General features: G+C 64.4%; 21 protein-coding genes. 18 read left to right on the top strand and 3 right to left on the bottom strand.

The features are described from left to right. Positions 1–1,325 precede the first annotated feature (1,325 nt). The 13 genes from ACVIJ6_RS37070 to ACVIJ6_RS37010 all read left to right on the top strand — a co-directional run bounded on the left by ACVIJ6_RS37070 (position 1,326) and on the right by ACVIJ6_RS37010 (position 13,843). Positions 1,326–2,513 carry a hypothetical protein gene (locus tag ACVIJ6_RS37070; protein ID WP_456776815.1) on the top strand — a complete coding sequence of 396 codons (1,188 nt, stop codon included), beginning with the start codon at positions 1,326–1,328 and terminating at the stop codon, positions 2,511–2,513. A gap of 129 nt (positions 2,514–2,642) precedes the next feature. After that, positions 2,643–4,985 carry a type II secretion system secretin GspD gene (gene gspD / locus ACVIJ6_RS37065; protein ID WP_456776814.1) on the top strand — a complete coding sequence of 781 codons (2,343 nt, stop codon included), beginning with the start codon at positions 2,643–2,645 and terminating at the stop codon, positions 4,983–4,985. Continuing rightward, a complete protein-coding gene (locus ACVIJ6_RS37060; RefSeq protein WP_456776813.1) occupies positions 4,982–5,509 on the top strand; it encodes a tetratricopeptide repeat protein in 528 nt (175 codons plus the stop codon). The genes gspD and ACVIJ6_RS37060 overlap by 4 nt, the downstream gene beginning before the upstream one ends. 111 nt (positions 5,510–5,620) lie before the next feature. Beyond that, positions 5,621–7,297, top strand: coding sequence for a GspE/PulE family protein (locus ACVIJ6_RS37055; RefSeq protein ID WP_456776812.1), 1,677 nt, complete (start codon positions 5,621–5,623; stop codon positions 7,295–7,297). A 4-nt stretch (positions 7,298–7,301) separates the two neighbouring features. Then, positions 7,302–8,516, top strand: a complete 1,215-nt coding sequence (locus ACVIJ6_RS37050; protein WP_456776811.1) for a type II secretion system F family protein — start codon at positions 7,302–7,304, stop codon at positions 8,514–8,516. Between the two features lie 17 nt (positions 8,517–8,533). After that, positions 8,534–9,013 (top strand): type II secretion system major pseudopilin GspG, encoded by a 480-nt coding sequence (gene gspG / locus ACVIJ6_RS37045; RefSeq protein ID WP_456776810.1) that lies wholly within the window; start codon positions 8,534–8,536, stop codon positions 9,011–9,013. A 1-nt stretch (position 9,014) separates the two neighbouring features. After that, the gene (locus tag ACVIJ6_RS37040; protein WP_456776809.1) at positions 9,015–9,488 is read left to right on the top strand and encodes a GspH/FimT family pseudopilin; all 474 of its coding nucleotides are present in this window, start codon (positions 9,015–9,017) and stop codon (positions 9,486–9,488) included. Then, entirely contained in the window at positions 9,466–9,873 is a 408-nt protein-coding gene (locus ACVIJ6_RS37035; RefSeq protein ID WP_456776808.1) for a type IV pilus modification PilV family protein, read from the top strand. The genes ACVIJ6_RS37040 and ACVIJ6_RS37035 overlap by 23 nt, the downstream gene beginning before the upstream one ends. Continuing rightward, positions 9,870–10,574 (top strand): PulJ/GspJ family protein, encoded by a 705-nt coding sequence (locus ACVIJ6_RS37030; protein WP_456776807.1) that lies wholly within the window; start codon positions 9,870–9,872, stop codon positions 10,572–10,574. Before ACVIJ6_RS37035 ends, ACVIJ6_RS37030 begins: the two co-directional genes overlap by 4 nt. Continuing rightward, a complete protein-coding gene (locus ACVIJ6_RS37025) occupies positions 10,571–11,515 on the top strand; it encodes a general secretion pathway protein GspK (protein ID WP_456776806.1) in 945 nt (314 codons plus the stop codon). Before ACVIJ6_RS37030 ends, ACVIJ6_RS37025 begins: the two co-directional genes overlap by 4 nt. Positions 11,516–11,517: 2 nt before the next feature. Further along, entirely contained in the window at positions 11,518–12,618 is a 1,101-nt protein-coding gene (locus ACVIJ6_RS37020; RefSeq protein ID WP_456776805.1) for a PilN domain-containing protein, read from the top strand. After that, complete coding sequence (gene gspM, locus ACVIJ6_RS37015) at positions 12,615–13,172, top strand: type II secretion system protein GspM (protein ID WP_456776804.1); 558 nt, start codon at positions 12,615–12,617, stop codon at positions 13,170–13,172. The genes ACVIJ6_RS37020 and gspM overlap by 4 nt, the downstream gene beginning before the upstream one ends. A 143-nt stretch (positions 13,173–13,315) precedes the next feature. Continuing rightward, positions 13,316–13,843 (top strand): hypothetical protein, encoded by a 528-nt coding sequence (locus ACVIJ6_RS37010; protein ID WP_456776803.1) that lies wholly within the window; start codon positions 13,316–13,318, stop codon positions 13,841–13,843. 98 nt (positions 13,844–13,941) lie between these two features. On the opposite strand, the gene ACVIJ6_RS37005 is transcribed toward ACVIJ6_RS37010, so the two are convergent. Then, a complete protein-coding gene (locus tag ACVIJ6_RS37005) occupies positions 13,942–14,244 on the bottom strand; it encodes a hypothetical protein (protein ID WP_456776802.1) in 303 nt (100 codons plus the stop codon). 585 nt (positions 14,245–14,829) lie between these two features. Here ACVIJ6_RS37005 and ACVIJ6_RS37000 point away from each other — a divergent pair. Then, positions 14,830–16,824 (top strand): multicopper oxidase domain-containing protein, encoded by a 1,995-nt coding sequence (locus ACVIJ6_RS37000; protein WP_456777173.1) that lies wholly within the window; start codon positions 14,830–14,832, stop codon positions 16,822–16,824. Here the strand turns inward: ACVIJ6_RS37000 and ACVIJ6_RS36995 are convergent. Further along, complete coding sequence (locus ACVIJ6_RS36995) at positions 16,779–17,093, bottom strand: hypothetical protein (protein ID WP_456776801.1); 315 nt, start codon at positions 17,091–17,093, stop codon at positions 16,779–16,781. The two genes, ACVIJ6_RS37000 and ACVIJ6_RS36995, sit on opposite strands and share 46 nt — an antisense overlap. A 337-nt stretch (positions 17,094–17,430) precedes the next feature. On the opposite strand from ACVIJ6_RS36995, the gene ACVIJ6_RS36990 reads away from it, so the two are divergent. Genes ACVIJ6_RS36990 through ACVIJ6_RS36980 form a run of 3 tightly spaced genes read left to right on the top strand, consistent with a single transcriptional unit; the run spans position 17,431 to position 19,268 of the window. After that, entirely contained in the window at positions 17,431–17,889 is a 459-nt protein-coding gene (locus ACVIJ6_RS36990) for an FMN-binding protein (RefSeq protein WP_456776800.1), read from the top strand. Then, the gene (locus ACVIJ6_RS36985) at positions 17,870–18,748 is read left to right on the top strand and encodes an FAD:protein FMN transferase (RefSeq protein WP_456776799.1); all 879 of its coding nucleotides are present in this window, start codon (positions 17,870–17,872) and stop codon (positions 18,746–18,748) included. Before ACVIJ6_RS36990 ends, ACVIJ6_RS36985 begins: the two co-directional genes overlap by 20 nt. Next, on the top strand, positions 18,738–19,268 hold the full coding sequence (locus tag ACVIJ6_RS36980; protein ID WP_456776798.1) for a hypothetical protein: 531 nt from the start codon (positions 18,738–18,740) through the stop codon (positions 19,266–19,268). Before ACVIJ6_RS36985 ends, ACVIJ6_RS36980 begins: the two co-directional genes overlap by 11 nt. A 314-nt stretch (positions 19,269–19,582) precedes the next feature. Here ACVIJ6_RS36980 and ACVIJ6_RS36975 read toward each other — a convergent pair whose 3' ends face one another. Next, a complete protein-coding gene (locus tag ACVIJ6_RS36975) occupies positions 19,583–20,707 on the bottom strand; it encodes an AraC family transcriptional regulator ligand-binding domain-containing protein (protein WP_456776797.1) in 1,125 nt (374 codons plus the stop codon). Between the two features lie 336 nt (positions 20,708–21,043). On the opposite strand from ACVIJ6_RS36975, the gene ACVIJ6_RS36970 reads away from it, so the two are divergent. Next, complete coding sequence (locus ACVIJ6_RS36970; RefSeq protein WP_456776796.1) at positions 21,044–21,871, top strand: enoyl-CoA hydratase/isomerase family protein; 828 nt, start codon at positions 21,044–21,046, stop codon at positions 21,869–21,871.

Below are 21,871 nucleotides of genomic sequence, written 5' to 3'. Positions count from 1 at the left end.
GCGTAATGATGAGAGATTCGTATGCGACCTCTTGCCGTAGAAAATTGCGTCAACTGATCTGTTATCACTTCAAGAACTGCTGCCGTCGGCTGTCGCGAGTCCGTTTAGAATTTCTTTAAAGAGCCGAGGTCTCCATCAGCACAGCCTGCCTTGATTGGTCGCGGGAGGTATTCGCGTGTGCCGGGACGATTCCGGGGCGCATGCAGCATGCGGTGCCTTGCCGCAATCGGCGCGGCGTCAGCGTCCGCTTCGTCGCTGAAATCCCGCGCGCCGCCCAAGCGGCGCCGTGGCGAGGCCGCAATTTATCTCGGGGTGCGGCGTTGGCCGGCGATGTGTGGCGTCGCGCCATTCAGCGCGTTGCGGAGGAGCGAATACAGCTCAATGCTGTGACAATCACCGTCGCGCGCTCGGAATGCAGATCTGATGACAATTAGTAGAAGATGAAAGTACTTAGCTTGCCTGCTGCAGTTGCCAAGGTGGGCGGGGTTGCTTGTAGTCGCGGTCTGGCGCAGCAGGCGCCGCCCAACTGATGACACGCCAGCATCTTCGACGAGCCCAAGTATCGACATTGCGGGCTTCTAGCGCGAATGGCTCGCACTCGCGCATGACTCCGATGTTCACGGCGACGGGTGAAGGGGATGCACGTCCCGGGCATCATCATGGGGAGGTTGGACTGATGGTCTTGACTAGCTGCAACGGGAGATACGCGGATCGTTCCGCGTCCTCACACAACGGCGCTTTGAGTGTTGGCGCGAGTGGTTGTCCGACTCGCGGCCGCAGCGGATTGCTGCCATCTCTGCTTGCCGCTGTGTCGACACTGGCGTTGAGCGCGGCAGCAGCGCAGGCGGCCGACGATCGATCGGCGCGGTCCGCGGACGGGGCAGCTGTCAAGGCGCTGATGGCGAAGATCGAGTCCATGGAGCAGCGCATCAACACGCTTCAGGTCGAACTCAAGGACGCCAAGTCGAAGAAGACGACCAGCGTCGGACAGTCGGCCTCGCTCGCCTCGAGAAATCCGTCTGGCCCGGTCGCTCTGACCGGTGCGAAGGACGCACATGGGGGCGCCTTGAAGGCATCGGATAACGCGCAGGCCGCGTCCAAGTCGGTCGGCAACGCCATGGCGCTGGCCGACTCGAAGGACGTCAGGAGTGGGGGATCGACAACGGCCGATGCTGCGCCGGCATCATCTCCTGTGTCTCGGCTCGCAGCTGCGTTTGCCGACGCCGATCCGAAGGCGAAGTTCCTGCCCGCTGCCGATCTGAAGGCTCCGCCGCCACCCGCCGGGAAGGGATCTGTTCGGCGCGGCGCCGTCGCCGGTGCTCGGAATGCGGATCGGCATGTATGGCGAGATCAAGCTGGGTTCGATGCAGAATCCGGCCGCCAATGGCCAATGGCAGAACGGTTTCGACATGGCGCGTCTGGTTCTGCTGCCGACCTATCAGGTCAACGACTACATCACCTTCAACGCGGAGCTGGAGTGGGAGCACGGCGGCACCGCTTTCGATAATGATGACAAGCTGCACGGCGCGGTCGAAGTCGAGCAGGCCTTCTTCGACGTCAAGTTCAACGATCACTTCACCTTGCGTTCGCCAGGTATCGACCTGATCCCGATCTCGTTCATCAATCTCTATCACGAGCCAACCCTGTTTTACTCGGTGCAGCGGCCCGAGCTCGCCAACGGCCTGATTCCGACGACCTGGTATGCGCCGTCGGCCGGCTTCTACGGCAAGATCGTCGATGGTTTGAACTACCAGTTCCAGGTCAGCCAGAGCGCGGAGGACTTCGGTGACGACTTCGCTCATCGAGGCGACAACGGCCACATCAATTCGGGTGGCTATGAGGCCGGTATCAGCGGCTCGGAAGCGCTGGCCCTCTCTCGCGCGCCAATCGGCGACTTCCGGCAGCTGAGCAATCAGCTCGCTTACACCTTGCGGCTGAGCTACTCGCCGTCGTTCCTCCCCGGTTTTGCCGGGAGCTCGGCGATCTACTATTCGCCGAACGTCACGCCGCGGGGCGCCTATGCCACGCAACCTGATGGCACCGAGGTTCCGCTCGGCAAGAATGCGATGACGATCTTCAATACCGAAGCACGCTATCGCGTCCCGAACACCGGGCTCGAGCTGCGGGCTGAATATGCCCATGTGAACTTCTCCAACCCGGAGAACCTGCGGGCCAACAACGATCTCGACGACACGAACAATGTCGGCAAGAACATGTGGGGCTATTCGGGCGAAATCGCCTATCACTTCAGGGCGCCGAATGATTACGACATCGTGCCGTTCTATCGCTACACCCGCCAGAACTTCCAGACATCCGGCATGCTCGGCTCCGACCTGACCAACGGACTCAACAATATCACGGGCAGCGGCGATATGACGTTCCACGACGTCGGCGTCGCCGTGTTCCCCAATCCGAGCCTGGTCTACAAGCTGAATTACACCAAGGTGATCGACCGCAGCCCGACCGGAGCCATGTCCGACCGGGTTCTCGCCGGGGTCGGCTGGCTCTGGTAGCGGGCCGCGCGAGGGAAGGCTGCTGCCTCCAGGCGGCGGCCTTCCTCCGGCAGGCAGCTGAGGAGTTCGGACGGAACGAAACCTGTTCCGCCTCGGAGAGTCGTAATTTGGAAGTACTCGGCAGATCGGGTGGGCGGGCGAGTGTTAGAGATCTCTGATGTGGGTCCTGGTTGGCGACGATGCCGTGCGCTCGCCGCGCTGGCCATGGTGTCGATGGCGCTGGCGGGCTGCAATCCAGCGACGCTCGGGAGCGAGAGCCGCGGCGACGACGTGATGGACAAGGTCGGGCGTCTCGACCTCTCGCCGCGCTATCCGCGACAGGTCATGCCGGAGCAGTCGCCGGCGGCGCGCCGTGCGCGGGCGGAAATCTATGGCGGCAATGACGATCTCAGGGACGCACGCGCGGAAGCGCCGGCGGCGCCATCGCTTCCGGTGCAGCAGGCGGCGGCCCATTCGCGGGCGATCGGCAACGGCTTCGAGCTGAATTTCGAGAATTCGCCGATCGCGACCGTGGCCAAGGTCGTGCTCGGCGACGTGCTTGGTGTCGGCTACACCATCGATCCGCGGATCCAGGGCACGGTGAGCCTGTCGTCGGTGCGTCCGGTGCCGAAATCGGACGTGGTCTACGTGCTTGAGAACGCCCTGCGGCTGGCCGGCACGGCACTGGTGCGTGACAATTCCGGCTATCGCCTGATCCCGCTCGGAGAGGCCGTCGGTGCGGGCAATGTGGATGCGCCCGGTGCCGCGGCCGAGCCGGGCTACGGCATCACGGTTCTTCCGCTGCAATATGTCTCTGCGCCGACGCTGCTGAAGCTGCTCGACAGCTTCGCGCTCAAGCCTGGCACGGTGCGCGCGGACCCGGGCCGCAACATGTTGCTGATTCAGGGTACCGGCTCCGAGCGTCGTACCGCGGTCGACGCCGCGCTGAGCTTCGACGCAGACTGGATGAAAGGGCAATCGGTCGGGATCTTCCCGATCGCCAACGGCAATCCGGAGCCGATCGTCGCCGAGCTCGAGAAGATCATGGACAGCGGTGACAGTGGCCTCGGTCAGAACATGGTCAAGTTCCAGACCATTAGCCGGATGAACGCTGTCATGGTCATTAGCCGCAAGCCGGCACTGCTGCGCACCGCCGAGACCTGGATCAAGCGGCTGGATGCCGGCAACACGCTCCGCAACAGCGTTCATGTCTACCGCGTCAAATACGGCGAAGCGCGGCAGATGGCGCGGGTGCTGAACGAGATGTTCACGGGAAATCCGGTCAGCGCCGACGCGTCGTCGATGGATCTCGCCCCGGGATCGGGCGCTTCGTCAAGCTCGAGCAGTGAGAAGCTGTCGGCCGCGGGGACCGCGTCGACAGGCAGTTTCTCGGGTCAGCAGCCCGGCAACAACGGTCTGGTCGCCAACCGCGGTTTCGGCGGCGCGCCGCCGCCGACCCAGACGAGCCCCGATGCGGTTCCGGAGTCGCGCGCGTCCACCGGCGGCAGCAAGCCGCTGATGGACGGCGTGCGCATCACGCCCGATGTGGTCAACAACACGCTGCTGATCTATGCCGACCGGGAGAACTACCGCATCATCGAAGCCACCTTGCGACAGTGCGACCGGCCGCAGCTGCAGGTCGCGATCGATGCCACCATCGCCGAAGTCACGCTCAACGACAATCTGAACTACGGCGTGCAAGCCTATCTGACCAGCAAGAATCTCGGCCTGCGACCGGACCAGGGCTCGCTCCTGAACACCACCTCGACATCGGCGCCGGCGACAGTCGCCTCGGCCGCCGGGACCATTACCAACGCCTTCCTGAACCGTGCCTTCCCGGGCTTCAATTTCCTGATCGGGTCGGAATCGCAGCCCAGCGCCATCCTGAGCGCGTTGCACACGGTCACCGACGTCAAGGTCCTGTCCAATCCCTCGCTGGTGGTGATCGACAATCAGGCGGCGACATTGCAGGTCGGCGACCAGGTGCCGGTTTCGACCGGTAGCGCGACGGTGCTGACGAGCAACAACACGGTCGTGAACACGATCGACTATCGCAACACCGGAATCATCCTGCGGGTGGCGCCGCGCGTCAACGAGAACGGCAATGTGCGGCTGGAGATCGAGCAGGAGATCAGCAATGTCTCGCCGCAGACCGCAAACAGCCTCACGCCGACGGTTGCGCAGCGCAAGGTCAAGAGCGCGGTCGCGGTGGCCAGCGGTCAGACCGTGCTGCTGGCCGGCCTCATCAGCGAAACCCATCAGGGCACGCGCAACGGTGTGCCCGGCGTCGACCAGATCCCGGTCCTGGGCGATTTGTTCAGCAATAACGATCGCAGCCGGGGGCGGACCGAACTGATCATCTTTATCCGGCCCCAGATCATCCGCGACGGCAGCGATGCGCATTACGTCGCCGAGGAACTGCGTTCCAAGCTGCGCGGCACGATCAGGCCAGTGTCGACGAGCGCCCTTCAGCCGCCGCGGGCCGGCCGATGAGGCGGGTGTCGACGATCGCGGTCGCCGCGCTGGCGCTCGTCCTTGGACTTGCGGCGGCCGACGCCCGGCCGCGTGGAGACGGATGGGCTGCCTTCGCCCGCGGCGATTACGTCAGGGCTGCCGCGCTGTTGGCGCCGATGGCGCAGCGTGGTCATCCGCGCGCCATGGCTGCACTCGGCTACATGTATGAGAACGGGGTTGGCGTTCCACAATCGTACGAAGCCGCGGCCGAACTGTACACCGGAGCCGCCGAAGGCGGTGATCCGACGGCACAGCATCTGCTCGGTCTGAGCTACGACAAGGGACATGGCGTGAGCCAGGATCACGTGCTGGCCTACAAATGGTTGAGCCTGGCAGCAGCCGCGGCACCCGTTCGGCTCCGCGAGCCGTACCTGCGAATTCGCAATGCCGTCGCCATCAAGATGTCGTTCGAGCAGGTCCTCGAAGGGCAGCGTCTGGCGCTCGAATGGCGGCGGGGGCAGTGGACCAGGCACGACATGGCCGTATCAGCATCTGGTTTGTAGTTGTTCTAATCAGCGGATCTCATAAGTGTCAATTTTGAATCCGACAACGAGGTCTTCGCCAACCGGCCCTACGCAATGTGGTGATCGACAAGATCTGTCACGGGACGCGCCATGAGATCGACTCCTCCGCTTGGATTTGCCGATGATGTGCAGGGCGGCCATGCTCCGGTCCAGTCCTTCGCCGGACCGGCCACGGGAGCAGCGCTTGAACGGGGCGGGATGAGGTCAACTGAAGTGACCGATCCTGCATCTCCAGGATTTGCCGACGAGATTGCGCGGCAGCTGGGATTGCCGCGCATCGCGCTGGCCGAGCTGGTGGCCGCGAAGCCGCTGGCGGAGCAGTTTTCACGGCGCTTTCTGCGGGAGACGATGGTCTTCCCGTTCCAATCCACCGATCACAGGCCGTGTCTCGCCGTCGCGGATCCTCGCGACACCGCGACAGCGCGCGCCGCTGAACTAGTGTTCGGCGGTCCGATCGAGCTGGTGGTCGCCGCTGCCGAGGACATTGCTACCGCGCTGAACCGGCTGGCCGGCGATGACGATATCCCGGCTCGCATTGAAGCGGCGCAGCCGCAGCTGCGCGAAGATGACATCGAGAGCCTGCGCGACCTCGCCACGGGAGCGCCGGTGGTTCGTGCGGTCAATGACCTGTTCGAACAGGCCGTCGAGCTGCGCGCCAGCGATATCCATGTAGAGGCGATGCGCAGCGGCCTGTCGGTCCGGATGCGCGTCGATGGCTTGCTGAAGCCGGTTCCTGAGCCGTCGGGTGTGCTGCCTCAGGCGGTGATCTCGCGCATCAAGATTGTCGCCGGGCTGAACATCGCCGAACGGCGGCTGCCTCAGGACGGTGCCGCGCGGCTTCGGATCGGCCGTATCGAGCTGGACGTGCGGGTCGCCGTGATGCCGACCCAGTATGGCGAGTCCGCCGTGATCCGGCTGCTGCCGAAGGACCGCGGGCTGCTGTCGGTCGAGAAGCTCGGCTTTGCCGCGCATGATGATCGAGCGCTGCGCCGGCTGCTGGCGCTGCCGCACGGCATGATCGTGATCTGCGGCCCGACAGGGAGTGGCAAGACCACAACGCTTGCGACCGCCTTGTCGATGCTCAACGAGCCGACGCGGAAGATCCTCACCATCGAGGATCCCATTGAATACGAGATCCCAGGCATCAACCAGTCGCAGGTCAAGCCCGCCATCGGGCTGACCTTTGCATCTGCGCTGCGATCGTTCGTACGGCAGGATCCCGACGTCATCATGGTCGGCGAGGTGCGTGACGGCGAGACCGCCCATGTCGCCGTTCATGCCGCCTTGACGGGCCATCTGGTGCTGACGACGCTGCATACCGAGAATGCCGCGGCGGCCGTGCCGCGGCTGCTCGATCTCGGCGTCGAGGATTTTCTGCTGCGTTCGACGCTGCGGGCGGTGATCGCGCAGCGGCTGGTCCGCAGGCTGTGTGTGCGCTGCCGGGCAAGGCGGGTGCTGAGCGGCGACGATCTCTGCGCGGACCCGCGCTATGCCGCGGTCGGCTTCGATGTCGGCGACACGGTGTATGAGCCGGCAGGATGCGACAGCTGCAGCGGCGCCGGCTATCGCGGCCGGCTCGGCATCTTCGAGGTACTCGAGCTCAACCCGGAGATCCGATCGCTGATCCAGGGCACGACCGATGCCGGCGTGATCGACCGTGCCGCCGTTCGCCAGGGCATGACGACGATGCTCGATGACGGGATCGCGAAGTGCCGGGCCGGCGTCACGTCGGTCGCGGAGATCCTGCGCGTCACAACGTTGCGGTGAGCCGATGAGTAAGTTCCGCTATCGCGCACTGACCGAGAACGGCGACGTCGTGCACGGCACGATCTCGGCGGCGACGGCCAAGGATGTGATGGATCGCATCGAGTATCTGCGGCTGCTGCCGATCGAGACGGTCGAGGAAAAGGCCGGGGGCTCGGTCCCCCGCGGCATGCTGGCCTGGCTCGGCGGCCCGGCCCAGGCCGACGTCACGACGTTCACGCGCGACCTGGCCCTTCTGCTGAAGGCCGGTGCAAGGCTCGAGGACTCCCTCGAGCTTCTGGCCGGCGATGCCGACATCGGGCGGCTGCGTCCGATCGTCAGCCGGCTGCGATCCAGCATTCTCGCCGGAGAAAGCCTGGCCGACGCGCTGGCGCATCATCCGTCGCAGTTTCCCGCAATGTACCTGGCGCTGGTGCGGGTCGGCGAAGCTTCGGGAAGTCTCGATCACGTGCTCGAGGTCCTCGGCGCCGAGCGGGCGCGCGCGGACGCGATGCGGCGCAAGCTCAGCGATGCGATGCATTACCCGCTGTTCGTGCTCGTCGCTGCCGCGCTGGTGATGCTGTTCTTCCTCCTGGTCGTGCTGCCGCAGTTCTCGGCCGTGCTGCGCGATTTTGGCGCCAAGACCGACTCGACCATCAGCACGTTCCTCGACATTTCCGATTTCATGTGCGGCCATGGCGTCGCGCTTGCGGCAGCGGCGGCCGCGATCGTCGCGTCGGGTGTTCTGCTGTTCGGCCGGGCCAGTGTCCGTGCCGCCCTGATCGCACAGCTCTGCCGGCTGCCGGGCCTCGCGAAAGTATTCGGCTCGTATCGCACGAGCGTGTTCTGCCGCAATCTGGCGATCCTGCTCGGCAGCGGCCTGACCTTGACCGCGACCTTGCGCATCCTGGCCGACATCATGTCGGCCACCGGCAATGGCGCGGATTGGGGCGCCGCGGCCGATCGCGTGCGTCACGGCGGCAAGCTGTCGGAGGCGTTGGCGGCGACGAGCATCCTGCCGGCCATGGCCACGCGGATGATCCGGATCGGCGAAGAGACCGGACAGGTGCCGGTGCTGGCCGGCCGCATCGCTGAATTCTACGAGGCCAAGCTGCAGCGCAGCCTCGATCGCATCGTGGGCATTGTCGGTCCCGCGGCCATCATTCTCATCAGCACCGTCGTGGGCGGCCTCATCGTTTCGGTGATGTCCGCACTGCTGTCGGTCACCCAGCTCGTGGGCTAACAAAAATGAACCTTCAGATGAAGCACCCCGAGATCGACAGGACGCCCCGGCGGGCCCGCGCCGCGCGTGACGCGGATCAGCGCGGGTTCACATTGGTCGAGATGCTGGTCGTCATCGCCATCATCGGAATGATCATGGGGCTGATCGGTCCGCGTGTGCTGTCCTCGCTGAACGAATCCCGGGTCAAGACGGCGCGGATTCAGATCCAGAGTTTTTCGAGCGCGCTCGACCTGTTCTATCTCGACACCGGGCGTTATCCGACCACGTCGGAAGGTCTGGCCGCTTTGGTGCGGCCGGTCGCGACGATTCCGGGCTGGGCTGGGCCGTATCTCAAAGGCGGCAACGTCCCGAGCGATCCCTGGAGCCACGCCTACGTCTATCGCTCGCCCGGACAGCAGGTGCCATACGAGATCGTGTCCTACGGGGCGGACGGACAGGAGGGGGGAACCGATCTCGCCGCCGACATCTCATCTTCGACTCCCCTGGGGGTGAGATAGCATGGTCGGCCGCGACGGCCGCGAGGCCGGCTTCACCCTGATCGAGGTGGTTTGCGTGCTCGCGATCGTCGCGCTCCTGGCGGCCGTGCTGCTGCCTGCGGTCTCCGGGCGAACCTCGCGGCCGCGTCTGCAGGCCTACGCGATCGAGGTCGCCGCCTTGCTGAAGACGGATCGGAACGCCGCCATCCGGCGCGGCGGCGAGGTCACGACGCGGATCGATGCGCAGGCGCGCGCGATCCGTTCGAGCACGAACGGACAGATGGTCCGCCTGCCTGACGACGTGCGCGTCGAGACGGTGCTGCCGCGCAACTGTGACGACCGGCCCGCGCTTCAGACCATCAGCTTCTTCGGCTCGGGGATGTCGTGCGGCGGCCTCATCACGCTCACGCATGACGATGCTGGCTACGACATCCGCGTGAACTGGCTCACTGGAAGGATCGACGTTGCATCGCATGCTGACCTCGCCAAGCGATAAAGCGAGCGCGGGATTTACCCTGCTCGAGACGCTGGTTGCGCTCGCGATCGTGGCGGTGTCGCTGGTCGCCATCGCTGCGTTGATGGGGTCTTCGGCGCGGGGCAGCCGCAAGCTGGAGCAGCATGTCGCGCTGGTGCAGGCCGGCTACAACGCGTTGTGGCTGGCCTTTCCGTCGCGGTCGCCGCCGCCGTCCCGGACCCAGTCGGGGGAGTCGATGGCGCATGCCTGGCGCGCCCAGATGCAGCCGTTCGCGCTCGATGTCGGCGCGTCCGCCGATGCGTCCGTCTGGCTGCCGCAGAAGATCCTGGTTCAGGTGCGATCGCCATCAGGCGCCACCATGGAGCTGGAGACGATCCGTCTGTTTCGAAAGCAGGTCGAGCGATGACGAGGAGAGCGGACGATCTCCAATCGGGTTTCACGCTGATCGAGGCCCTCGCCGCGATGGCGCTGGTGGGGCTGCTCGTGTCGGCGCTGGCTGCGATCACCTCGCATTGGCTGCCGAACTGGAATCGGGGCCTGAATCGCATCCAGCGCAGCGAGTCCGTGAGCGTCGCGCTCGACCGCATCAGTGCCGATATCGCTGCATCTGAATTCATCCGGCCCGACGGTCAGACCAAGTCCGTCCTGTTCGATGGATCCGAGACGTCGGTCACTTTTGTCCGGATCTCGCTCGGGGCGAGAGGGGGCCGCGGCCTCGACCTGGTTCGCGTCGCCAAAGCAGGGGAGAGCGATGGCGCCGTGGTTACGCGAAAGCGTGTAGCATTCGCGCCGGGCCGTTCATCAGACCACGCGTTCGTCGATCCGGTCGTGCTGCTGCAATCGCCCTACCGGGTGTCGTTCGCCTATGCCGGCGCCGACCGGAGCTGGACGTCGTCGTGGCGCAACGCCGAGACGCTGCCGGTCGCGGTGCGGGTGACGGTGCGCAACGCAGCCGACCCGACTGCGCCGTCGATCTCGCGCATCGCGGTCGTCCATGTTTCGGCACCGGCCGACAGCGTCTGTCGTCCCGCGGACAGCAGTTGCGAGCGGCCGGCGCTGGCGGTCGGCGCCACCGTCGGGCGTGCCGCTGCGCGAGCGGAGCCATGATCATGCGCTGGCTGCCAGAGCTCCGGATCACGGAACGTGATGATCGCGAAGGCGGCTTCGTCCTGGTGGCGGTGCTGTGGATCCTCATCTCACTGGCCGGACTAGCAGGGGCGCTGTCGATGTATCTCGTCAGCACGGCCCAACGGCTGTCGCTCGATGATGCGCGCCTGAGATCCGCCGCGTTGGCCTCGGCAAGCCTGGAGCTTGCCGCCTACAAGCTCTCCCTCACGTCGAAATCGCAACGGCCGCCCGCGGGGGCCTTTTCATTCCGGCTCGATCATGCGCAGGTCTCGGTCGTCTTCCGGTCGGAAGCGACCCGCGTCGATCTCAATCACGCGTCGAAGCGGATGCTCGCCAACCTGTTCGAAGTGCTCGGCGCCCCCTCCGACAAGGCCGGCGAGTATGCCGAGCGGATCATCCGCTGGCGGACTCCGCTGACCGACACGGTTTCGGATGGTGAGCGGGATCTCTACCGGACAGCCGGCGCGGACTACATGCCGCGCAGTGCGCCGTTCGCCAGCTGTGAGGAGCTTCGGCTGGTGCTCAGTCTGCCGTCCGCGCTGGTCGACAAGGCGATGCCCTTCGTAACCGTGTTCAACGGCCGGGGCGAGATCGATGCGTTGGAGGCCGCCCCCGAAGTTGTGGCCGCGCTGCCAGGGATGACGCCGGATCTGTTGAACAGCTTCCTCGCGCAGCGCGCTGGCCTGCGCCGTGACGTTCGATCGCTTGCCGCCGTACTCGGACCGGCCCGCGCTGCGGCGACCTTGGACCTCGGTGATGCGGTCCGGGTGTTGATCACCATCGCCTTCGACGCCGGTCGCCGCTCCGCGGCCGAGGCCGTCATCCTGCTTGGCGAGGGCGATGATCCGTACCAGATCCTGGCCTGGCGCGACGATGCGGGATATCCCGCCATGCTCAGGCCGTCAGGAAAGGCGCTGTGATGATGACGGCAACGCGAGTGCGCCATGAACTGGCGGCCTGGATCGGCTCTGTCGCGACGATCACCGTTGCTGTGATCGGCCGGCTCCATCTCAAGCCACCCGTCCAATTGATCGAAACCGAGCGGAACGTCTTCGTGTTGCGGATGATCGCGCGACCCGGACGATCGACGCTGCCGGACTGTCGCGTTCTTCTCTCGGATGGCGAAGCCAGCGCTCCCGTGCTTTCCACGAGTTGGCAGAATCTGCTGCGCGGCAGCCAGATCGAGATCGTGCTGAGGCCAGACCGCTTCCTGTGGAAGCCGCTGGATCTTCCCAGGCGGGCCGTCGAGTTTCTCGATGCCATGATCCGCTCGCAGCTCGATCGGCTGACGCCCTGGACAGCGCAAGAGGCGGTGTTCGGCAGCGCGGCTCCGGTCGAGATATCGGGCGACCGTATCCGGACCATGGTGATCGCCGCACCAAGAACAAGGTTCGAGCCTCTCATTCGGCTCGCCGAATCCTGGCGTGCCGGATCGGTTGTCTTGTTTGCTGCGCCCGAGGCCGTCCAGATAGCCGACGCTGGCGAGTGCGGCGCGCGCAGCGCAACGAAGCTGACTGAGCAGCATCTGCGCGCGTCGCTTGACGTCGGACGCGTCGGTCGCATGCTGACTGCCGTCCTGATGGTCGCTGCGGTCGCGGCGACGCTGTCTCTCGCGGCGGGGAGCATCGCCGGTGAGAAGCTCGAACAGCAGCAGCGGCAACTGTCGCGTAAGATCTCTGAGCGGCGCGCAGCGCTACGTCTCGATCTGGACGGCAGCGACAGCGCCGCGTTGCGCGGTCTCCAGCATCGTAAGCAGGAGACCGTCGCTGACGTGCTGGTGCTGGATGCCCTGTCGCGGGTGCTTCCGGACAATACCTACGTGACCGAGCTTCGGATGGACAAGGACAAGCTGCAGATTGCGGGGACCAGCCAGGACGCGGCTGCGCTGGTCAGGCTGATCGAGCAGTCAGCCCATTTCAAGCATGCGACATTCTCGGCGCCGACGACACGTTCGGTCGATGGGACCGGGGAGCGTTTTCGCATCGAAGCCGGCATCAAGCCGCATTTTGGACCTGGCACATGAGCAGTGCGAAACTCTTGACGAGCACTCCTGCACCACCTTCGGTCGCCGCCCTGGTCTATGCCGGCCTATTGCTTGTGTTGATCGCTGCGACGGCGCTTCCGATCAAGAGCGTGCTCGATCAGCGGGACGAGGTGGCCGCGCTGACCGGGACACTTCGGTTGCTGGACGCACACAGCATGGTGCCGGCGCATCAGGATGGGGAGGGGGGTATTCGTATGGAAGGATCCCCCTTCCTCGAAGGCCCCACCGTCACCGTGGCCGGCGCTGTCCTGCTGCAACGCCTGAGTGACGTGGTCACTCGTCACGGCGGCAGCATGTCGTCGTCGCAGCTCGACGTTCAAGGTCCTCGCGCCAATGACGGTCATATCAGCGTCACTGCGAATCTCGAAGCTGCTGAGGCCGCCCTGCAATCCGTACTTTACGAGCTTGAGGCTGGAATGCCATATCTGTTTGTCGACGAGCTGGCGGTTGAAGGCAATGCGTCCCTGGCGACAGCCGGCGGCAAACTACACGTCACGATCACGGTTTCCGGACAGTGGCAGGGCCCGCAATGAGGCGTTTTCTCAAACTTTGCGTCGCTGGCTGCTGTAGCGCCGTTGCTGCGGCCTCGGCGTTCGGCATCGTCGGGTCGGCGGGACACGATGTCTCCGGCTCCCTGTCCGCCGCGCCGCCTCCGCCGATGCACGACGCATCCTCCATGAAGATAGAAGGGCAGAGCGGCAATCCACTGTGGGCCATCCCGCTCGCGCAACTGTCGGAAACCCGGGAGCGGCCGATCTTCTCACCGTCGCGGCGTCCTCCGCCGGCCGATGCGCCGCCGCCGGTCGTCGCGGCTGCACCGGTCGCCCAGGAGCCGAGCCCACCGGAGCGGCCGCAGCTCTCGCTGGTCGGGACTGTCGTCAACGGTGATAGCGGTCTCGCCATCTTCCTCGATCCGGGCGGCGGGAGACCGCTGCGGATCAGGACCGGTGCGGACTATCAGGGCTGGACGCTGAGCCGGGTCGAGGCGCGGTCGGTCACGCTGCAGAAGGGCGACGACCTCGCAATTCTCCATTTCGCTTTGCCGTCGGGGCAACCAGTCAATCCGGTCGCTACCACTGTTGCTGATGTGCCGTCGACACAGACCGCTCCTCCGCTTGCGCAGGCGGGGCCGCCTTTTCTGTCGCCGGAGTCGCGGCTGCTCCGCATGCATCAGCGGCAGCGCTCGGGGCGCCGCCAGTTGTGAGCTATCAAGGCGCGGGAATGTCAAAGAGGCCCGAGGCAGAACTCCGCACCGATGTCGAGGTCCATGGACGTCGATTGGAACGGTGATCCCACGCGCCGTCAGCGTTTGCACAATCCGCTGGTGAGGACCCATCCCTTGTCGGTGAGAGCGGCGGACACGATGTCGAAATAGAGCCGCTTGTCGGGATCATCCTCGGATACGAAGGAGACCTGACACAGGAAGCGCCCGCTCTCGTCGCCCTTGTCGCATGTCGCCTCGACGATCTTGAGTCCCTTGTCGTGGCGCACGCCGGATGACGGCGCTTCCTGCTCGTAGGCCTTCTGGATGATCTCGGTGGTCGGAGCTCCACATGCCACGCCGGTTACGTTGCAAGCCCACGCGAGAACAACAGCAAGCAGCATCCTTGGGTCTCCTTGAAGCGGGTCATGACAGGTCGCCTATAGAGCAGGTCGGCTTGCTCATGTGGTCGCCGTACGACCATGGGATACGAACTACGTAGACTGCTTGTCGGTTTTATGTCGACCGTGTCCGTCCTGCGCACACGGCGCACGGAATATCATCTTGTTAAATCGATTCTTAAAGGCGGGATCGCGATTCTCACAAAACGAAAGAAAGCGTCACAAAGGAGACATCCGACATCCATAGCGACAAGGAGGGAGGGTGCGAGCGCACCAGTTGCTGACGGCTCGGGCGAGACGCTCGCAAGCCGTGTCGGTGCAGCCAGCATCGTGTCGCAAAGATCTTAATCTCGAGCCAAATGGGGATCAGGCATGTTAGTTGGGGGGCTGCACAAGCCAATGACAAGGACACTGACATCGGCAGCCGCGCTGCTGGCCGGGATGATCTTCGCCGGCGCAGCAGCATCCGCTCACGATCTGGCCGAGCCGACGGTGTTCAGGAGCAGGCATGGTGTCCTCGATCTGTTGATGATCGCCCGGGCCAAGCCGATCTCGACCATCACCTATGCTCCGCCGAGCGGCTCGCCCATGAACCCGACCGGCTGGGTCTACGAGATCTGCCGGCGGCCCGCATCCGGCAATACCTGCCCGGCCGATGCCGCGGTGGCCGATTACGGCGGCGTGCGATTGGCCCTGCAGAAGGGCGACACGCTCAAGATCAGGCTGGTGAATCAGCTGCCGCAGCTCGACGCGGCCAAGGTCAATCACAATGCCGATCCCGGCCAGGCCAATCTGTTCCGTAACCCGACCAACCTGCACACTCACGGATTGATCGTCGAGCCGCGGGCGCCGACCTTGAGGGACCGGACCTTCGGCGACTACGTTTTCGTGCAGATCTTCAACTCGGCCAACGGCATGCCGGTGCCGCAGACGACCCATCAGCACGGCTCCAACAAGATGGACTACGCGGATTATCGGATCGATATTCCGTGGAATCACCCGTCGGGCCAGTTCTGGTTTCATCCGCACATTCACGGAATTTCGCTCAACCAGGTCTCCGAGGGGCTGGCGGGCATCATCTCGGTCGGCGAAGTCTCGGACTACGCGCATGGCGACGCGCGGGACACGCCGTTTCCCGACGCGAGCGTGCGCCATCTGATCCTGAAGGATCTTCAGGTCGCCCCCGGCGGTCCGGTTCAGTTCGACAGCGGTCCGGCAAACGTTCAGCCGGGGGAGGTGATCAATCAGCAGGATCCCGGTTTCTGCGCCCAGTTTCCGGCTGACAGCTCCGAGGTGCGGGAGGGGTCCTGCCCAGGCGTCGATACCTCGGCCGATGGAGGCTCGAATTTCTCCGGCGGCAAATGGTTCTTCACCGTGAACGGCCGGACTTTCCCGAAGATCAAGGTGACCGATTCCGACGGTGAGGTCTGGCGGCTGACCAACGCGTCCGGAAGCCTGTCGTACAATCTTCAACTGACGGACGACGAAACGCAAAAGCCGATGATCATTCAGCTGATCTCGGTCGACGGGGTCAGCGTGAACCTGCCCCAGGACACGACCATGGACACCATGGTCCGTCTCGGCGGCGCCCGTTTCCGGGTCGTTCCCTGCCCGCCGCTGCCGACCTCGCGCTTCCACTCGAAGCCGGTTTGCGTCACCCAGATGGTCATGATGCCGAGCTCGCGGACCGAGGTGTTCGTCACCTATCGCGATCCGGCGACGGGCGCGATCGCCAGCCCGGGACGCTCTGCATCCGCGACCTTCAAGATGGCCGGACTGACGATGGGCAGCGGCGACCAGTGGCCGGCGGTCGATCTCGCCAAGGTGCACTTCCACCAGCACGGCTGGCGCAACCACATCGCCTATGGCCTGGACATCAGGGGTGACGCATTGGCCACGATGCAGCCGTCGGGTATCCTTGATGCAAAGGTGCCGTATGCGAGCGCCGCGCCGCTGCGCGACGGGTGCCGCCCGCTGCCGCCGGGACATCGTCGCCGGATCTTCTTCGGCCTCGCTGATCTGACCGACGACGGCACGTTCGGTCTTGGCTATGAGGAAGTCGATCAGAACGGCAATCCGGTGCCTGGCACCCAGCTCCCGGTGAGTCAGTTCGATCCGTCGCAGAACATCGTCTGCTTGCCGCTCGCAGCCGGACAGCGCCCGGTGCATGAGACCTGGGAGCTGGTGCAGCTCTCGACCGAGAACCACAACTTCCACATCCATCAGACCCGGTTCAGGACTGTCAACAGCAAGGCGGGTGAGAACACACCGCTGTCGGTGGCCCTGAACAGGAACATCGGCGGAGGCATGCTGCAGGACAATGTCCCGCTCGGTGTCGCGACGCCGAATGTTCCGGAGGTCATGGACGCCCAGAGCGGCGTCTGCAGCATCGAGCAGTGGCGGAGCGGCCAGTGCACGTCGAAGCCGGTGGTCGTCGACATTCCGTTCTCGCAGGTTGGCGAGTTCGTCTACCACTGTCACATCCTCGAGCATGAGGACGGAGGCATGATGGCCAAGATCAAGGTCGTGCCGTCGCCCTATGGCGGCAACGCCTGGGAGGCGATGAACCAGATGCCTTGGTAGTCGCAACGCTCTGCTCGTCGCCAGGTCGATGCCGCACGCGCGGCATCGACGCGACGAATGCGCTGGCGTGACGGTGCGTAATCACCGCCGCCCGAGAAAAGACCGGCTTGGGACAGCGGCACGCTTCCGATGCGTCGTTCGTAGGCTGAACCGCATTTTTGAATCGATCCAAACTGCTGCAAGCTCGTTTGCATGCTTCTGAAAAGACAGGCCCGCGTGTGGCCAGTCGTGAAGCGCGGTCTTCGTGATACGGCGATGTAGAGCAACATCGTTATTCCCCGGCCGCTCCGGCAAATCGCCAATATCGATGCAGCAATTCGCCGCAATCGGACCACCTACTATGCTGGTGATGACAATCACAACGGTTCGCAGCTAGCCGGTGATGAGAGTCGGAAGGACGCGGTCAGATCGACGTCCAAGCGAGTTACGTAGTGAGTGTGCCGGTCCTTGTCCTGACTGATGTTTGCAGGCGGGCGCGGAGCGTTTGAGCAGAAGCAGGAGCCGCTTCGGCGCTTCTCGAGTAGCCAACGGGGGTGGCGGCCCGGGAAGACGCGAGATCAGATCCAAGGGAGGACGTGACATGAATGCAGATTTGAGGTGGGCGCGATGAGCGGTTGGCTGAAATGGACGGCGCCCGCTGCGGCCGTCATGTCGATCGCCGCGCCGGCCTACGCCATGCAGTACATGAGCGTCGAAGAAGCGCAGAAAGCCGCGTTTCCAGGAGCCAGCTTCGCCGAGGTCCAAGCAGGGCGGGTCTGGAAGGCGAGCAATGGTGGCTACTTCTACTACGACCACGTCGTCGGTAAGCACCTGCTGATCGATTACACTGTCGCGATCGGACCCGACGGGCGGGTGCGCCGTGTCGAGATCTTGAACTACCGCGAGTCCTATGGCGGCGAGGTGCATGATCCAAGCTGGCTCGGCCAGTTCGTCGGAAAAAGCAGTCAGAATGAGCTGCGCATTAACTCGGACATCCGGAACATCTCCGGCGCTACGCTGTCGTCGACCCACCTGACGGAAGGCGTGAAGAAGGTGCTGACCTATCATGCCAGCCATTTCCGCTAGTCTTCGGCGCGCTCGGGCTCTGCTTGGTACGTTCGTCGAGGTCGATATTGCCGACGCACAGGGGTACGACGCGGAGGGCTCCGCGGAAGCGGCGTTCTCCGCTGTGGCCGACGTGCATCGGCTGATGAGCTTCCACGATCCCGACAGCGACGTGTCCCGTCTTAACCGCGAGGCATCGCGTTGCGCCGTGACGGTTCATCCCTGGACCTACGAGGTGCTGCAGACGGCGCTCGACATGACCCGCCGTTCGGATGGCGCCTTCGATATCAGCGTTGCCGGCGTCAGGCCGCCGTCTGCCGGCTCGTCTTCGCCAGCGGCTGGCGCGATCGAGTTGCTCGCCGACCACCAGGTGCGCTTCCACCACGCGGGCCTCAGAATCGACCTCGGCGGGATCGCCAAGGGATTCGCCGTGGACTGCGCCCTCGCGGCGTTGCGCGGGTGCGGTGTGCGCGCGGCGATGGTGAATGCAGGCGGAGACCTCGCGGTGTTCGGTTCCGGCGTCCGTCTCGTCCACATTCGCGATCCTCGCGCGCCGGGCCGGCTCCTCTGCCATGTGGAGGTGAGCAAGGGAGCGCTGGCGTCATCGGCGCGGCGGTTCGATCCGTTCCGATCGGCTGACACGACGGACACCGCGGTTGTCGACCCGGCGACAGGGCGGCCCGCGCACCGCATCCTGGGCGCCACCGTCCGGGCTCCGACCTGCATGATCGCAGACGCGCTGACCAAGATCGTGATGATCGCCGGCGAAGGGACGGCGGCGCTCCTCACCCAATTCCACGCGAGCGCGATGCTCGTTGCGGCAAGCGGCGACATTCTCACGACATCGGACTGGCAAGGAGATCTTCAACATGCGGCTTAAAGGCGCGTTTCGGTTTGCTCTCTATGCGGTCTTCGGTCTGCTGTTCGTCAGCGGAGCGTTGTGGATCCTGGCGGATCAGATGAAGACCCGTTCGGAGCTGGACAGCGATGCCTGGCAGCAGGCCGCCGCCCTTCTGTTGAGCACGCATGGCGGAGCTGCCATGGTGACACTGATGTTGCTCGGCGCGCTCGGTCCGATGCATGTCCAGCGCGCCTGGCGCGCCCGCAAGAACTTGGTGACAGGCATCGTGAGCCTCGCGATGTATGGGCTGCTGATCGCGACGGCGTTCGGACTCTATTACGTCGGGTCCGAAGCGCTTCGGCCCTGGATCAGCGTCGTTCACATCGTCTTCGGGCTCGGCGTGCCCGCGGTCATCACCGCTCACATCATCGTTGGCCGTGCCAGCGTCGCTGTCGTGCCGCAGTCAGTGCGCGCGCAGCGTGCTACCGCGGCCACGCTGGTGCCCTCCGATGCGCCAGCCGACGGCGATCTGGTGGGCGTGATGAGCAAAGTCGGCTGACGACGCACGAGCCGGAGCTTGCGCCTCCGAGCGCGATCCGCGGTCTTGCGATGAGGAAGGCAGGGCGCAGGCAGCATTCGGAGGATGTGCTCAGAGGCCGTTTGTCGTACGGCGGCCGGCGACGTTCGTCGGTGACGATGCGGCGTGCGCTTGGCTTGTTCAGCTTACGAGGTTGCGAGATCGCGTGCAGCCACCTTGGCTAGGTCACAGACGTTTGTCGCCCTGGCATCAGGTCACCCCGAGAACGATCGGCATGACGTTGAGGAAATCGAGCAGACCTTGGCCCCGCGCCGCGGAGGTTCGCTGAAGTTCTCTCAACAGAGTTCCAGGTCTTTCGGAGGAGAAACTGCCGGTTCTGCGCGGACGTCCTTGGGCTGCGTTCCGGACCTTTGGAGGGTCTCGGCACGGAACGAGCTTGGCGATCGGCCCGTCCACTTCTTAAAGGCCTTTCGAAAGTTCGACGTGTCCGAAAATCCGACCCTTTCGCAGATCTGCTCGACGGACAGCGTCGTCCTTTCGAGGTACTCGATCGCGAGTGTCTTTCTCATATCATCGATGATCGATTGATAGGTGATACCCTCCGCGGCCAGGCGTCGGCTCAGCGTCCGCAGCGACATGCCGATTTCAGAGGCGATTTCATCGATGGTCGCAAACCGACCGGGTTGCCTGACCAAGATCGTGCGGATCGACTCGGCCAGCTCCGATGCTGGCCGCTGCTCGGACAGGACTTGTTCGCAGAAGCGCTCACAGACCTTGGCAACCATCGGATTCGCGTTGGGCAGAGGCACGGACAAGGTGGACTCGGCCAAGTGCCACTCCATGGTATCGGCTCCGAACTCAACAGGGCAGTTGAACATCCTGCCGTATTGGCGCCAATGCGGCGGTGCCGGATAGGGGAGCAGCATGCGCAGCGAAGGAACCGGAGCCTCCAGGACGCGACTGAGAAAGGTGAGGTTCGAGCTGCGCCAGAACTCTGCGACAAACGGCAACATGTCGCCCAGAGAGGCTGGATCGTGACTCCGCAGCTTGACCACGCCGTCCTCGACGCGTGAAGTGATTTGTAGCATCGGACCAGCCTGGCGGAGGTGTCGGAAGCTCAGGTGCAGCGCATCGCCGAAGGTCTTGCTGCTGGCCAAGGCATATCCATAGATGCCGAAATCGCTGATGCGCTGTCTCGCGCCAGCCAAGAGTGCAACATCCGATCGTTTCGCGAGACGTCGCGCATTTCGGTAAATCGACAGTCGCTGCTCGCGCGTGATCAGCGCCGTATAGTCCTCGAAATGCTTCGGAAGAACACCGGTGCCGCTGAGGACGGCGCGGGCCGGCACACCCTGGCTTTGCAACTCCTCGATCAGGGCCTTCAGGCCGAACAGACTGAGGCCGACGGTGTTTCGCTCGCCCAGTCGATTGAGGAAGTTCAGTTTCGGTATGATCGGCACGGGGCGCCCCCTCCAGAGTGGCACTCAATGACCCGCACATTGGCGTTAATCCACCTTGTCGCGGCAGGTCCTCGATGGTGATGATAGCCAAAAGAAAAGCAGGTGCCTAGCGCCCAGGAGCCGCTTCGGTGTCGCGGCGACGGGCGTCGGTCTGCAGTCGAGGAACGCCCGGGAGACGAGCAGGAACATGCACCATCGACTCACCCAATCTGCCGGTAACCGGTGCGCCAAGCCCGAGGCCTCGGCGCGTCACCGGTTCGGTCGCCTCCCGCTTTCCATCCTGGATTGACGGTGACGACCATTCTGCGTTCTGACCTCAGCGATTGAAAGCATACCATGGAACGAACAACATCCGATGGCGCTTCGCCCATCGAGCCGAACCCGCATGTCGAATCCACCACTCCGATTGTCGGCACGCAGATGGAGGGGGCGGTGGCGGTCCTCACGATGCAGTACCCGCCTCACAATCTGTTCGATCTCGCGTTGACTCGTGCGGTCATTGACGCGCTTGCTTGGGCGCGCGGGCAGGGAGCGCGTGCTGTCGTTCTCAACAGCGCCATGCGTCACTTTTCCGCGGGCGCCGATCTGAAAGCCATCGAGAACGGCCTGGGAGACGAGGGGGGACAGTTGCTCCTTGAGTTGCTGGGTGCATTCCGCGAGCACCCGGCGCCGATCATCGCCAGTGTTCATGGCGTGTGTGTCGGAGGCGGCCTGGAAATCGCGCTTGCGTGCGACTTCGTCATCGCCGCCGAATCCTCCAAGCTCGGTTGTGTGGAGCCGATCGTCGGGCTGCACCCGTTGATGGGGGCAATCCAGCGAATATCGCAGCGTGCAGGCGAACTGCGCGCCAAGGAAATGGCGATGTTTGGCCGGCGTTTCGACGCTCAGACCCTCGAACGCTGGAACATCATCAACCGCGTCGTGCCGGATGCGCGTCTGGCGTCCGCCACGATGGTTCTCGCCCGTGAACTGGCGGCGGGTCCAACCGTTGCACATGCCGCGACGAAAAAGCTGGCGGCCGTGGCAGCAAGTCAGGGCGTGGAGGCGGCGGACAAGGCGATGCTGGAAATACAGAAGGCCGTCTTCGCCTCCAGAGACTTCGCGAATGCCGTGGCCTCCTATCGAGAGCGCGGCCCCGGTTTTGCGATGTTCGAGGGACGCTGA

Source organism: Bradyrhizobium sp. USDA 4369 (assembly GCF_054056435.1).
The sequence above is the reverse complement of the archived record's forward strand: the minus strand, read 5'-3'. Positions and strand labels throughout refer to the sequence as shown.

Excerpts from the sequence above, each read along its gene's own strand:
- ACVIJ6_RS36985 (WP_456776799.1), top strand. The coding sequence starts at position 17,870 with ATGCCAGCCATTTCCGCTAGTCTTCGGCGCGCTCGGGCTCTGCTTGGT.
- ACVIJ6_RS36970 (WP_456776796.1), top strand. The coding sequence starts at position 21,044 with ATGGAACGAACAACATCCGATGGCGCTTCGCCCATCGAGCCGAACCCG.
- ACVIJ6_RS36980 (WP_456776798.1), top strand. The coding sequence starts at position 18,738 with ATGCGGCTTAAAGGCGCGTTTCGGTTTGCTCTCTATGCGGTCTTCGGT.
- ACVIJ6_RS37020 (WP_456776805.1), top strand. The coding sequence starts at position 11,518 with ATGACGGCAACGCGAGTGCGCCATGAACTGGCGGCCTGGATCGGCTCT.
- ACVIJ6_RS37005 (WP_456776802.1), bottom strand. The coding sequence starts at position 14,244 with ATGCTGCTTGCTGTTGTTCTCGCGTGGGCTTGCAACGTAACCGGCGTG.
- ACVIJ6_RS36990 (WP_456776800.1), top strand. The coding sequence starts at position 17,431 with ATGAGCGGTTGGCTGAAATGGACGGCGCCCGCTGCGGCCGTCATGTCG.
- ACVIJ6_RS37010 (WP_456776803.1), top strand. The coding sequence starts at position 13,316 with ATGAAGATAGAAGGGCAGAGCGGCAATCCACTGTGGGCCATCCCGCTC.
- ACVIJ6_RS37030 (WP_456776807.1), top strand. The coding sequence starts at position 9,870 with ATGACGAGGAGAGCGGACGATCTCCAATCGGGTTTCACGCTGATCGAG.
- gspG (WP_456776810.1), top strand. The coding sequence starts at position 8,534 with ATGAAGCACCCCGAGATCGACAGGACGCCCCGGCGGGCCCGCGCCGCG.
- ACVIJ6_RS37055 (WP_456776812.1), top strand. The coding sequence starts at position 5,621 with ATGAGATCGACTCCTCCGCTTGGATTTGCCGATGATGTGCAGGGCGGC.
- ACVIJ6_RS37000 (WP_456777173.1), top strand. The coding sequence starts at position 14,830 with ATGAACCCGACCGGCTGGGTCTACGAGATCTGCCGGCGGCCCGCATCC.
- ACVIJ6_RS37040 (WP_456776809.1), top strand. The coding sequence starts at position 9,015 with ATGGTCGGCCGCGACGGCCGCGAGGCCGGCTTCACCCTGATCGAGGTG.
- ACVIJ6_RS36995 (WP_456776801.1), bottom strand. The coding sequence starts at position 17,093 with ATGTTGCTCTACATCGCCGTATCACGAAGACCGCGCTTCACGACTGGC.
- ACVIJ6_RS37035 (WP_456776808.1), top strand. The coding sequence starts at position 9,466 with ATGCTGACCTCGCCAAGCGATAAAGCGAGCGCGGGATTTACCCTGCTC.
- ACVIJ6_RS37060 (WP_456776813.1), top strand. The coding sequence starts at position 4,982 with ATGAGGCGGGTGTCGACGATCGCGGTCGCCGCGCTGGCGCTCGTCCTT.
- ACVIJ6_RS37050 (WP_456776811.1), top strand. The coding sequence starts at position 7,302 with ATGAGTAAGTTCCGCTATCGCGCACTGACCGAGAACGGCGACGTCGTG.
- gspM (WP_456776804.1), top strand. The coding sequence starts at position 12,615 with ATGAGCAGTGCGAAACTCTTGACGAGCACTCCTGCACCACCTTCGGTC.
- ACVIJ6_RS37070 (WP_456776815.1), top strand. The coding sequence starts at position 1,326 with ATGCGGATCGGCATGTATGGCGAGATCAAGCTGGGTTCGATGCAGAAT.
- ACVIJ6_RS37025 (WP_456776806.1), top strand. The coding sequence starts at position 10,571 with ATGATCATGCGCTGGCTGCCAGAGCTCCGGATCACGGAACGTGATGAT.